This is a genomic window from Gemella haemolysans, from assembly GCF_001553035.1.
GTDB lineage: Bacteria > Bacillota > Bacilli > Staphylococcales > Gemellaceae > Gemella > Gemella haemolysans_B.
Map to the genome: position 1 here is coordinate 22,682 of NZ_KQ959948.1, position 10,794 is coordinate 33,475.

The window sequence follows — 10,794 nt, forward strand, 5'->3', positions numbered from 1 at the left end:
ATGGCTTTAGAAATTTCAGTTAAACAACCTAATCCAACTGCTGGTGGATACAAAAGCGTAAACGTATATTTTAACATGAATACCGGAGGAATTTATTTCAACGGTAACGTAGAATTGCCAGGTAAATTTGCAACTGCTAATGATGCAGAAATTTTAGAAGAGATTAGAAAGCAAATTGCAGTTCAGATGTACACAGGAGAAGCAACTCCAGCACTAGTTGCTGAATATGCTAATCTGAATAAGCAAGTAGGAATTTTAACGGGAAACAAACAAGATACAGCAGAACGTGAGAAAGCATTAACTAAGTTTGCTAATAAGGTAAATAAGGGTAATGATAAGGTGATTATGGCGCTGCTATTGAACGTGTTAGATCCTAAGACTATTAATGCTAAAAAAGATGTAATCATTAATGCATTTGATTCTTATGAAGTCAACACAGATTATTCAGTAGGAGATAAATTCAAATATGACAATAAACTGTATGAAGTAGTGGAAGACCATACAAGTGTTGTTGAGTGGGTGCCAAGTGCTGAACCAACTAAATATAAAGAAATTACATTTGAACGTACTGAAAATAAAGAACAGTTAGAAGATGATAACAACCGCTACATCACTAAATTACAACTTGATGAAGCATTAACAAAAGTAGTCCAAACAATTATGGAACAATTATCACAAGACGATGAAGGAGAAGAAGAACATGACAATCACGGAGAAAATAGCAACAATTTATCACACAGCGAGGGGGATAATTAAGATGAAATTTAGCTTAAAACATGCAAAATTTAAACAAAACGATTATTTAGTACAAACTCATATGAGATTAGTAATTACAGAGGTTGAAACTTTAGAACAAGTCCCTAACTTTGGAAACTTACGTGAAATGGTTAGGTTAGCAGTTGAGGAATTCAAACGAAAAGAAGCAGAACTTAAGGCAGTTGAAGAAGTAGCCACACCTAAAGAAGTTGTAACTGAAGCACCAAAAGAAGTCGTTGTTACTCCTGCTCCAGTAAGTGAAACTCCAAAAGAGGTAGTCACTCCAACACCAACAGTAAGTGAAACACCAAAAGATAATACTGAATCAGAAAGAAAAGAAGAGCATGCAGAATAGCATGTTCTTTTTTACGAGGTAGTCTAAATGACGAACTATATTTTGCAATTTATATTGCAGCTTTTTACAGTAGCTATTATTCCATTAGTTAAGATTTGGTTTGACAACAGCAATAAACAAATCACAAAACAATTTGAACAGTTAAGTAACGAAGTAAAAAGCACGCAAGATAAAACAGAAAAGCAACTTGATAAGGTAAGTATGGAAGTAAAGAACACGCAAGATAAAGTCGATGAAGTAACACAAATAGGACTACATAATCGTGACTCAAATAAAAGTATAATGTCTTATAGGTTGCATAAGGAATTTAGTGAGGCTATAGATCGAGGATATACTACAAGCGAAGATTTATCAGAGCTAAGTGGACTATACAAAAGTTATAAGGAAATCGGTGGCAATGGTAAGATTGAAACTTTATTCAATAGATTTGCAAAGTTGCCAATAAAAAATAGGAGATAGAGGAAATGAAAAAACTAGTAAGAACAAATTTAACTAATACTCCTAACAGACGTGGAACTAAGGATTTAAATATTCAATTCTACTCACAAGACAAGAATAATGCTGGATTTGAGTTTGTGGTAAAAAATGAAACTGATTTTAAATAATATTACATTACAAAATGTAACTAGTGAAATGCTAAAAGGAATCAATTTAGGCTTAATAGTATATCCGACTCAAGAAGCATGGATGACAAAATTACCTTAGAAAGGGGGTGAGTAATATGCCAGATTTACAAACAGCATCAGTATTTCTAATAGTTGCACTATTAGGGATGTTGGGAAAATTTTTAAAAGAATCTAAATTCTTTCCAGATGAAATGATACCTAATATTTTAGGAGTATTAGGAGGGTTAATCGGAACGATTCTATTCAAAGACCCTACTGCAATTGCCTTAGGTTTTAGTGCGGTTGGGGTTCACCAATCTTACAGACAAACTGTAGGAAAAAATGATACAAATAATATAAACAAAACGGAGGATAAATAATGGTTAGAACAAGTGAAATTGTAAATGAAGCAAAAAGAATAGCGAATCTAGGAATCGGAGTAGATCAAGACGGAGCTTATGGAACACAATGTGTTGATTTACCTAACTATCTATCAGTGTTATTTTTTGGTAAAGCTCTGTGGGGCAATGCTATTGATTTACTAAATAGTGCTGCTGCATTAGGATATAAAGTTGAATATAATGAAGCTGGTAATCTTAATAGTAAACCACGAGCAGGAGCTATATTTGTTATGGATACAACATATATCTATGGGCATCCATATGGGCATACTGGAACAGTAATTGAGGATAGTGATGGATATACTATGAAAACTATTGAACAGAATGTTGATGGTAATGCTGATAGTTTATATGTAGGTGGCCCAGCACGTTATATGCAACGTGATTTTAACGGAATTGTAGGTTGGTTCTATTTCCCAGTTGATGATAACGAAGTAGTAGAAACAAACTCTGATCTAATCTCATTGCCTGAAGTACGTGTATATACAGTTGGAGTTGATAAACTTAATATTAGAAATGCACCATCTACAGATGCAGAAATCGTAGGTTCATATGAAAAAGGTGAAGAATTCAATTACATGGAATTCTGCAATGCTAACGGATATGAATGGTTATCTTACATTTCTAACAGTGGTGTAAGACGTTATGTGGCTTCAATGGATTTAGAGACATTTGAAACTCACGGAACGTGGAGAAAAAAATAACTAACTGAATAAATCATAATGACTATTATAACCCCACTTAATTGTGGGGTTTATTTTTTTTATATATATTTTTTAAAAAAACTATTGACACGCTCGAGCGTGTATAGTATAATTATAAATGTAAGATAAAGAAAGAGGTAAAACATCATGGCATACACAATTTACAAAAGAGGTCAAATCACAAAATACGAAGCAGGAGTTGTATACAGAGCGTACAAAAATAATGAAATTAACTGCTTACCAGAATTCACAAAATGGTTATATGATGAAACAAACGCTTATATTGGAACAGCTATTCAACGTTATAATCAAGATGCTAGAACTTACGACAGAGTATATGAAATAGTTAGAAGTATCTTAGACAAAGATTTTGATAAAGCTAATGAATTAATTAAAATAATTCAAGATGATTTTATTAGATTATGTGGTAAAAAATCAATGTTTTATAAATATAAAAAAGAAGAAGATAAATAGGAGGAAATGAAAATGAAAGCACAAGAAATATTAAATTTAATGAAAGAAACAATAATAAATGGGGGCGAATTAAACTTCGCCCTTAAACACAAAAGAATAAACAGATATTTAGCTAACTATGATACTAAAAACTACGCTGGAGTATTTGCTTTTTCAAACGCAGGAATTTACGGTATATACGGAGATTTTTTAGAAGAAAGTTTTGATTTTGAAAATAATCAAATTGATAATAGAAATCAAAAAGATGAAACAATTTTAGAAGTTTTAGAAGCTATTCTAGTTGATTGGGAACTAGTAGAAGAAGTAAAAGATAATAAACTAGAATACAGTTTTAAACCTTATACAATTAGATATGAGCCTCAATATGTTCAAGATATTGCACAAGATAAAAGAATTTATATATCTAAACAAGGTAATGAAGTAATTGAATTTACAATTGATGGTTGCAAATGGAATATGAAATTAGAAAAATTTAACGGTGAAAAAATCAGATACAAATTAGACAAAGCTGTAGTGGAGTATCTTTAATATGTGGAAAACAATTCAATTTAATAAGCAAAACATTGAATATGAATCTGACAGGGCAGTATTAATAAAACTGCCCAACAGTTCATATTATAAAAATTATAAATTTTGGCATCCTTCTAAACTAATTAGACCGCTAAAAAAAGGAAATGGATATTTCTTAAGTTTATCTTACACAGATGAATTCAGATTTAAAATATTCAAAAATGATAAAACAACTAAAGAAATATGTGGTGAAGAATTAGCGTTATGTTTTAATCAACTTACAGAAGAAGATGACACAAGTTATTTAGAAATAACAGAACCTGTTAAGATTAACAAGAATGTGGAAATAATTTCAGAATTGGAGCGTTAGTATGCTTACAGAAAACCAGAAACAAGCATTTGAGAAGTTTAAAAAATTAAAAGTAGGTGCTTTGTTCATGGAACAAGGGACAGGGAAAACTAAGGTAGCGTTAGAATTAATTAAAACTACAGATTGTGATTTAGTTTTGTTTTTCTGTCCTTTTTCTACAAAAGACAATCTACAAGATGAAATAAATAAATGGACGTTAGACATAGATTATAAAATTATAGGATATCAAACTTTATCAAATAGTGATAAAACTTACGTTGAATTACTTGAAGAAATAGAAGATAAAAAGCTATTCATCGTTGCTGATGAAAGTATATTTATTAAAAACGATGATACAAAACGATATAAAAGGCTTATAAACATTGCTAAAATGAGTGATTACAGATTGATTTTAAATGGCACACCATTAACTAAAAATGAATGGGATATTTACAATCAGATGAATTTCTTAAGTGATAAAATCATTGGAATGAGTAAACAAGAATTCTTAAATGTATTTTTTAAAAAAATATCATATAAGAAAGTTGGCCAACGTCCTAAAGAATTTTACAAGTTATCTGATGTTAACATAGACTATTTACATAAACTGATCGCACCGTATATATTTGAATGTGAGTTTGAATTTGATAAAAACGAAGAAATTAAATATATTAGAATAATTGCAAGTGAAGAAGCACAGGAGAGCTACAATCGTAAAAAGCAACAATTACTGAATTCAATCAGTAAGGGAGAAAGCATAATAGATCAATTTCAAAATCTAGCTTATAGTTGTTTTAATGATAAAAAAAGACATGTAGAAATAGCTGAATTTATAAAAAAAGAAAATCAGATAATAGTTTTTTGTACTTTAGTAAATGAAGCTGTAAATATTGCTAATCTATTAAATTGCTATTTAATCACAGGTGATACTCCATTAAGTAAACGTTCTGAAATAAAAGAGAGTTTTAAAAAAGATAATAAACCTTTAGTAATGACTTTAGGAACAGGTGCTTATGCTTTGAATTTACAATTTTGTAATAAGATTGCATTTAGTAGTATAACATTTGATTATGCAAAAACAGAACAAGCTCTTAAAAGAATTAAAAGAATGGGCCAAGAAAAAGATATTGAGTATATTTATTTTACTTCTAATTTAGGTATATTCAATATGATCTTTGAAAATAACGAAAAGAAAAGAAGTTTAAAAGAATTGTTGATAGACAAGATTAATGAAGGGAGTGATTATTTTGAAAATATATTGTAATGAAAATGTATTTGAAGCTAGTAAAGACAGAGTAAAATATATATTTGATGAATTTGAAAATATATATGTGTCTTTCTCTGGTGGTAAAGATAGTGGAGTATGCATGCATTTAATGTGTGAAGAAGCTAGAAAAAGAAATAGAAAAATAGGTGTCTTATTCATTGATATAGAAGCACACTATCAAATGACTATTGACTATTCAATTCAAATGATAGAAAAGTATAAAGATGTAATTACACCTTACTGGATATGTTTACCTATGCTTACAGATAACAGTTTATCCTACAATGAAATGACTTGGAGTTGGTGGGAAACTGAAAAGAAAGATATTTGGGTAAGGGAAATGCCAACAATGGATTATGTTATCAATGTAGATAATAATCCTATTGATTATTACAAGTACAATATGACTTTTGAAGATTTTGTTGCTAAGTTTGGTAAGTGGTTTGGTAAAGATGAAAAGACAGCCTGTATAATAGGTATAAGAACACAAGAGAGTTTAAACCGTTGGAGAGCCTTAACAACTAAAAATAAACGTAAATACAAAGATATAATGTACTCTACACAGGTTGATGAAAATGTATATAATTTTTATCCTATATATGATTATACAACAGAAGATATTTGGACTTATTATGGAAAGACTGGGAATGAGTACAATAAATTTTATGATTTAATGTATAAAGCTGGAGTATCAATTCATAGTATGAGAATTGATGAACCGTTTGGAGATACAGCAAAAGCTGGATTAAATATGTTTAAAATAATTGAACCTAAAACTTGGGTGAAAATAGTCGGAAGAGTTGCTGGAGCTAATTTTGGAAATATCTATGCAAATTCAACTATAAATACAGCTAATTATAAATTACCGAAAGGTCACAGTTGGGAAAGCTTCACATATTTTCTTTTAGATACATTGCCAAAAAATGCTAGTGATCATTACAAAGAAAAATTCAATAAGTTTATAAAATGGTGGACAGAGAAAGGTTCTGGAATGAGACAAGAAGACATCGATATATTAAATATCAATTACAACGGAGCTATATTTCAAACTGGAGAAATGAGTACTAGAGGTAATAAGGATAAAGAGGTAATTAAGTTTAATCATGTTGTTGATACTATTCCAGAACTTGACAGTAAGCAAGATGTTTTAACGTGGAAAAGAATGGCAATGTGTATTATTAAAAATGATTATTTCTGCAAAAGTTTATCATTTGGAATAAGTAAGGAACAGTTGAAAAGAAGAAAGGAGACAATGAAGAAATATGAGTCAATTTTGTAGTCCAGTATATAACATTAAAAGAGTGCCTGTAGAAAAAATTCAAGCAAATAGCTATAACCCTAACCATGTAGCACCGCCAGAAATGAAACTACTTTATAAATCAATTCTAGAGGACGGTTACACAATGCCTATAGTGTGTTACTACTTAGAAGATATAGATAAGTTTGAAATAGTTGATGGCTTTCATAGATATACTGTGATTAAGAAGCATAAAGATATATTTGAGCGTGAGGGCGGCTGTTTGCCAGTATCTGTTATTAATAAACCTATAAGTGATAGAATGGCTTCAACTATCAGACACAATAGGGCAAGAGGCTCTCACGATGTCGAACTTATGACTAATATTGTAACTGAATTAGTAGAAAGTGGTTGTTCTGATAGATGGATAATGAAGAATATTGGAATGGATGCAGATGAATTATTAAGATTAAAACAATTAAGTGGGTTAGCAGCGATATTTAAAGATAAAGAATTTTCAAAAGCATGGGTTGTTGAATAAATTTATTTTTGATATAATTATAAAAAAAAATTAGGAGAAGGACATGAATAAAATATCTGAAGCTAAACTAAGAAGCAATAAAAAATGGGATGATAATAATCGTGAACGTAAAAGATATATCAATAAGAGATCCACGGCAAGAAGTTTTATTAAAACAATGGAACGAGAAGACATCCCAGAATTTGAAGCATTATTAGAAGAACGTAAAGCTAGAAAAGATTAATATTAAATGTTATAATAAATTTGTTAGTAGAATTCAAAATTTACATAGGAGGGGCAGCATTAAAGCTGCCTCTTTTTTTTAGGGGCATGGGGGTACAAATTAGGGGCAAATTTCCTCGTAAAAGCATTTTTTTACGGGAAAATACGAGAGTGGAAAGTCAGTAATACAAGGAGTTTTGAGCATATTCGAGGATATATGATATATATGAATATGTCAATGCGAAAGATGCTTATCTAAATATAGTGGTAGGAAATGTCTATGATACTAAGTTTACGCGTAACGTATTTAATTTTATTAAAGATAAAAAAGATGGAAGAAAATATTCACTTAATAAGGTATTCTATGAAAATGTTAGTGATTCAAAAACAGTAGCTTGGGAAATGGATAAAACAATTTATCAAGTGGAAAAAGTCATGAATAATAACAATATCCTAGTAACAAGAAGAACATCTGAACAAAAAGGTGGGTTATTCGATGCTACAGTCTATAAAGCTAAAGTTGCAGCGAAAGCTAAAGATGGTGTATATTATCCATTAAAAACTTCTAATTCTGTAGTGAAAGATGTTGCTAAGTATGGTGGATTCACAAAAATTAAAATAGCGTATTATTCTATTTTTGAATATGTACTTGTTAACAAAAAAGGTGAAGAGAAAATAACAAGAATTATTCCAATTCCAATTTATATCTCGCAAAATATTAAGGATGATAATACACTATTAGAATTCGGTAAAACTCAAATTAATTTGAAATCTGGTGAAGAAATTAAAGACCTTAAGTTGAAATATAGAAAATTATGTATAGGTGATAAAATTTGTTTAGAAGGATATCCATATTTTGTTGGAGGTAAAACAAGTGATTACTTTGTATATGATAGTGCAGTACAAGTATTAATAGATAAAGAAAATGAAAAATATATTAAGGAAATTGTGAAGTTTACAAATTGGAAAAAAGATAATAAAGATGGAGAATTATCGAAGAACATTACTCGCAAGAAAAATACGGATTTATACAATACATTATTGCAAAAAATGAAAACACCAGAATTAATCAATAAAAAACCAAATAAATATCAAGAATTTGAAAAAGAGAAAACAATACATAAATTTAATGACTTAAACGAGGAGGAACAGAGCAAAGTTCTTTTAGAAATGTTAAATCTTTTAACAGATATGAAGACGGTTTATGATTTAAAACTAATAAATATAACAGCAACTAGAGGAAAACAAAATTTTGATTTAACAAGTTTAAAAGAATTTACAATTGTAGAACAATCTGTTACAGGATTCTATGAAAAAGAAATAACAATAATAGGGGATAAAGGGAATGACATGGAGAACAATAATAGTTAGAGATAGGGCGAAGCTAGACTATAGCTTGAATTTCCTAACTGTAAGAAAAGAAGCGGAGACTAAAAAAGTTAGTCTTAACGAAATATACATGATCATTATTGAAAGCACAGCGGTAACTATTACCGCCGTGCTTTTAAATGAACTCATGAAAAATAAAATTAAGGTAATATTTTGTGATGAAAAAAGAAATCCTAGTTCGGAATTAATACCATACTATGGAAGTCATGATACAAGTCTAAAGTATAAGAATCAGCTAGAATGGTCTACCGAGAGTAAAGAAAGAATTTGGACAAGGATAGTATATGAGAAAATTAATAATCAAATGCTGCTGTTAAAGAAATTAGGTAAAGAAGAGTATAAGTTATTAGAACAATATCTTACAGAACTAGAGTGGAATGACAGCAGTAACAGAGAAGGACATGCAGCCAAGGTTTACTTCAATGCCATGTTTGGTATGGGTTTTAGTAGAAATAAAGAATGCTTTACGAATGCTGCATTAGATTATGGTTATTCAATTATATTATCTGCCTTTAATAGAGAAATTGTATCGTGTGGATATTTTACGCAGTTAGGCTTATGTCACAGAAATCCATATAATAAATTTAATCTAGCCAGTGATTTTATGGAACCTTTCAGAATATTAGTAGATGAAATAGTATTTGGTTTAGATGCTGATGAATTTACTAAAGATCATAAAAACTTATTAGTTAATATTCTAAATAACACCATTGAAATTGATGACAAAGAACAAACTGTAGCTAATGCGATTAAAATATATGTTCGTAGTTTGTTTACCTCATTAAAAGAAAATGATTTAGAATATATAAAGATGTATAAGTATGAGTTATAGATTTATGAGAGTATTAGTAATGTTCGATCTTCCTACAGAAACATCTCTTCAAAGAAAAAATTATAGAAAATTTAGAAAAACATTAATAAAAAATGGATTTATAATGATGCAAGAATCAGTTTATGTTAAATTAGCGATGAATCAAGGTAGTGCGGATTTGATTGTGAAGAGTATTCGAAAAATGTGTCCGGATGAGGGGATAGTTCAAGTATTACAGATTACTGAGAAACAGTTCTCCAAGATGGAGTTTTTAGTAGGAGAGAGTCAGACTGAATATGTGGATAATAATGAAAGGTTATTAGAACTATGATGATTATTAACAAAAACTGGCAGAGAAAAATAGAAATAGAAGATAATATTATATATACATTAGTTTTTGAAAATAAAAAATATTATCGAGAAAATATAATTGAATTAATCAATCAACATAAAGGTAACGAAGGGAGTTACATTTTGTCAAATGATAATAAGGAAATATCATTTGACAAAAATAGTTATATTATTACAGATATATTTAATATAGACGTTAATAGTAAAAGAGTACTAACCAAAATATATAACTCATTACTTAAAGAAATAGTAGAAGATATTTCGAGTTATAATGAATTATCAACAAATATTAGAGTATATTTTGAAAAATTAATATTTAATAGTTCTTTAGAAATTGATCAAAGTGAAGAGATAGATATGTCGTCGTTATTAAAATTAGGAGATTTTAGAGTTCATGTTGAAAATGATGATATTTTAGAAAAATTTTTAAAATTTTTAAAAGTATTAACAGAACTATGTGGTTGTAAAATTATTTTTGTAGTAGGACTTCATAACGTTTTCACTCAAGATGAAATAATAGAAATTTATAAAGAAGTATGTTTGAATAAAATAAATATCATAAATATAGAGTATCAACAATTTAATAATTTATCTACAAAAAATTATAGAGAAATAGTTTATATATTTGATAAAGATAATTGCGAAATATAGTATTGCATTTTTGTGAAAATACTTGTATAATATAGGTAGATTCAAAATTTACATTCAAGTTCAAATAAAGATTTTATCTAAATTGCCTTCGGGCTGGATCGGTGTCGGTCCATTTTTTTATACCCAAATTCAAAATTTTTTTCTCCAAATCTCAATTTGAGGTTTGAGAGATATGTAAATTTTGAATTCTAC

General features: G+C 29.1%; 17 protein-coding genes. All 17 read left to right on the forward strand.

Annotated elements, in window-relative coordinates:
• Positions 1-756, forward strand: coding sequence for a carbohydrate-binding protein (locus HMPREF3186_RS03565; protein WP_060913960.1), 756 nt, complete (start codon positions 1-3; stop codon positions 754-756).
• Between the two features lies 1 nt (position 757).
• Positions 758-1,111, forward strand: coding sequence for a hypothetical protein (locus tag HMPREF3186_RS03570; RefSeq protein ID WP_060913961.1), 354 nt, complete (start codon positions 758-760; stop codon positions 1,109-1,111).
• A gap of 27 nt (positions 1,112-1,138) precedes the next feature.
• Positions 1,139-1,570 (forward strand): hypothetical protein, encoded by a 432-nt coding sequence (locus HMPREF3186_RS03575; protein WP_060913962.1) that lies wholly within the window; start codon positions 1,139-1,141, stop codon positions 1,568-1,570.
• Positions 1,571-1,575: 5 nt separating this feature from the next.
• Positions 1,576-1,716 (forward strand): hypothetical protein, encoded by a 141-nt coding sequence (locus tag HMPREF3186_RS08990; RefSeq protein ID WP_156438961.1) that lies wholly within the window; start codon positions 1,576-1,578, stop codon positions 1,714-1,716.
• Between the two features lie 116 nt (positions 1,717-1,832).
• On the forward strand, positions 1,833-2,096 hold the full coding sequence (locus HMPREF3186_RS03580) for a phage holin family protein (RefSeq protein WP_060913963.1): 264 nt from the start codon (positions 1,833-1,835) through the stop codon (positions 2,094-2,096).
• Entirely contained in the window at positions 2,096-2,821 is a 726-nt protein-coding gene (locus tag HMPREF3186_RS03585; protein WP_060913964.1) for an SH3 domain-containing protein, read from the forward strand. Before HMPREF3186_RS03580 ends, HMPREF3186_RS03585 begins: the two co-directional genes overlap by 1 nt.
• A 147-nt stretch (positions 2,822-2,968) precedes the next feature.
• Entirely contained in the window at positions 2,969-3,295 is a 327-nt protein-coding gene (locus tag HMPREF3186_RS03590) for a hypothetical protein (protein WP_060913965.1), read from the forward strand.
• A 12-nt stretch (positions 3,296-3,307) separates the two neighbouring features.
• The gene (locus HMPREF3186_RS03595) at positions 3,308-3,823 is read left to right on the forward strand and encodes a hypothetical protein (protein WP_060913966.1); all 516 of its coding nucleotides are present in this window, start codon (positions 3,308-3,310) and stop codon (positions 3,821-3,823) included.
• Position 3,824: 1 nt separating this feature from the next.
• On the forward strand, positions 3,825-4,175 hold the full coding sequence (locus tag HMPREF3186_RS03600) for a hypothetical protein (RefSeq protein WP_060913967.1): 351 nt from the start codon (positions 3,825-3,827) through the stop codon (positions 4,173-4,175).
• A gap of 1 nt (position 4,176) precedes the next feature.
• Complete coding sequence (locus tag HMPREF3186_RS03605; protein WP_060913968.1) at positions 4,177-5,418, forward strand: SNF2-related protein; 1,242 nt, start codon at positions 4,177-4,179, stop codon at positions 5,416-5,418.
• The gene (locus HMPREF3186_RS03610; protein WP_060913969.1) at positions 5,402-6,700 is read left to right on the forward strand and encodes a DUF3440 domain-containing protein; all 1,299 of its coding nucleotides are present in this window, start codon (positions 5,402-5,404) and stop codon (positions 6,698-6,700) included. The genes HMPREF3186_RS03605 and HMPREF3186_RS03610 overlap by 17 nt, the downstream gene beginning before the upstream one ends.
• Positions 6,684-7,199, forward strand: coding sequence for an IbrB-like domain-containing protein (locus HMPREF3186_RS03615; protein ID WP_060913970.1), 516 nt, complete (start codon positions 6,684-6,686; stop codon positions 7,197-7,199). The genes HMPREF3186_RS03610 and HMPREF3186_RS03615 overlap by 17 nt, the downstream gene beginning before the upstream one ends.
• A 43-nt stretch (positions 7,200-7,242) precedes the next feature.
• The gene (locus HMPREF3186_RS03620) at positions 7,243-7,422 is read left to right on the forward strand and encodes a hypothetical protein (protein WP_060913971.1); all 180 of its coding nucleotides are present in this window, start codon (positions 7,243-7,245) and stop codon (positions 7,420-7,422) included.
• Between the two features lie 200 nt (positions 7,423-7,622).
• Positions 7,623-8,771, forward strand: coding sequence for a type II CRISPR RNA-guided endonuclease Cas9 (gene cas9 / locus HMPREF3186_RS03625; protein WP_331709133.1), 1,149 nt, complete (start codon positions 7,623-7,625; stop codon positions 8,769-8,771).
• The gene (gene cas1, locus HMPREF3186_RS03630) at positions 8,746-9,621 is read left to right on the forward strand and encodes a type II CRISPR-associated endonuclease Cas1 (RefSeq protein WP_060913973.1); all 876 of its coding nucleotides are present in this window, start codon (positions 8,746-8,748) and stop codon (positions 9,619-9,621) included. The genes cas9 and cas1 overlap by 26 nt, the downstream gene beginning before the upstream one ends.
• A 4-nt stretch (positions 9,622-9,625) precedes the next feature.
• Positions 9,626-9,931, forward strand: coding sequence for a CRISPR-associated endonuclease Cas2 (gene cas2, locus HMPREF3186_RS03635; protein WP_060913975.1), 306 nt, complete (start codon positions 9,626-9,628; stop codon positions 9,929-9,931).
• Complete coding sequence (csn2, locus tag HMPREF3186_RS03640; RefSeq protein ID WP_060913974.1) at positions 9,928-10,602, forward strand: type II-A CRISPR-associated protein Csn2; 675 nt, start codon at positions 9,928-9,930, stop codon at positions 10,600-10,602. Before cas2 ends, csn2 begins: the two co-directional genes overlap by 4 nt.
• The last annotated feature ends 192 nt before the right edge of the window (positions 10,603-10,794 follow it).

Coding starts and splice junctions, on each gene's coding strand:
- HMPREF3186_RS03605 (WP_060913968.1), top strand. CDS start 4,177: ATGCTTACAGAAAACCAGAAACAAGCATTTGAGAAGTTTAAAAAATTA.
- HMPREF3186_RS03585 (WP_060913964.1), top strand. CDS start 2,096: ATGGTTAGAACAAGTGAAATTGTAAATGAAGCAAAAAGAATAGCGAAT.
- csn2 (WP_060913974.1), top strand. CDS start 9,928: ATGATGATTATTAACAAAAACTGGCAGAGAAAAATAGAAATAGAAGAT.
- HMPREF3186_RS03565 (WP_060913960.1), top strand. CDS start 1: ATGGCTTTAGAAATTTCAGTTAAACAACCTAATCCAACTGCTGGTGGA.
- HMPREF3186_RS03590 (WP_060913965.1), top strand. CDS start 2,969: ATGGCATACACAATTTACAAAAGAGGTCAAATCACAAAATACGAAGCA.
- HMPREF3186_RS03580 (WP_060913963.1), top strand. CDS start 1,833: ATGCCAGATTTACAAACAGCATCAGTATTTCTAATAGTTGCACTATTA.
- HMPREF3186_RS08990 (WP_156438961.1), top strand. CDS start 1,576: ATGAAAAAACTAGTAAGAACAAATTTAACTAATACTCCTAACAGACGT.
- cas2 (WP_060913975.1), top strand. CDS start 9,626: ATGAGAGTATTAGTAATGTTCGATCTTCCTACAGAAACATCTCTTCAA.
- HMPREF3186_RS03600 (WP_060913967.1), top strand. CDS start 3,825: ATGTGGAAAACAATTCAATTTAATAAGCAAAACATTGAATATGAATCT.
- cas1 (WP_060913973.1), top strand. CDS start 8,746: ATGACATGGAGAACAATAATAGTTAGAGATAGGGCGAAGCTAGACTAT.
- HMPREF3186_RS03615 (WP_060913970.1), top strand. CDS start 6,684: ATGAGTCAATTTTGTAGTCCAGTATATAACATTAAAAGAGTGCCTGTA.
- HMPREF3186_RS03575 (WP_060913962.1), top strand. CDS start 1,139: ATGACGAACTATATTTTGCAATTTATATTGCAGCTTTTTACAGTAGCT.
- HMPREF3186_RS03570 (WP_060913961.1), top strand. CDS start 758: ATGAAATTTAGCTTAAAACATGCAAAATTTAAACAAAACGATTATTTA.
- HMPREF3186_RS03620 (WP_060913971.1), top strand. CDS start 7,243: ATGAATAAAATATCTGAAGCTAAACTAAGAAGCAATAAAAAATGGGAT.
- HMPREF3186_RS03595 (WP_060913966.1), top strand. CDS start 3,308: ATGAAAGCACAAGAAATATTAAATTTAATGAAAGAAACAATAATAAAT.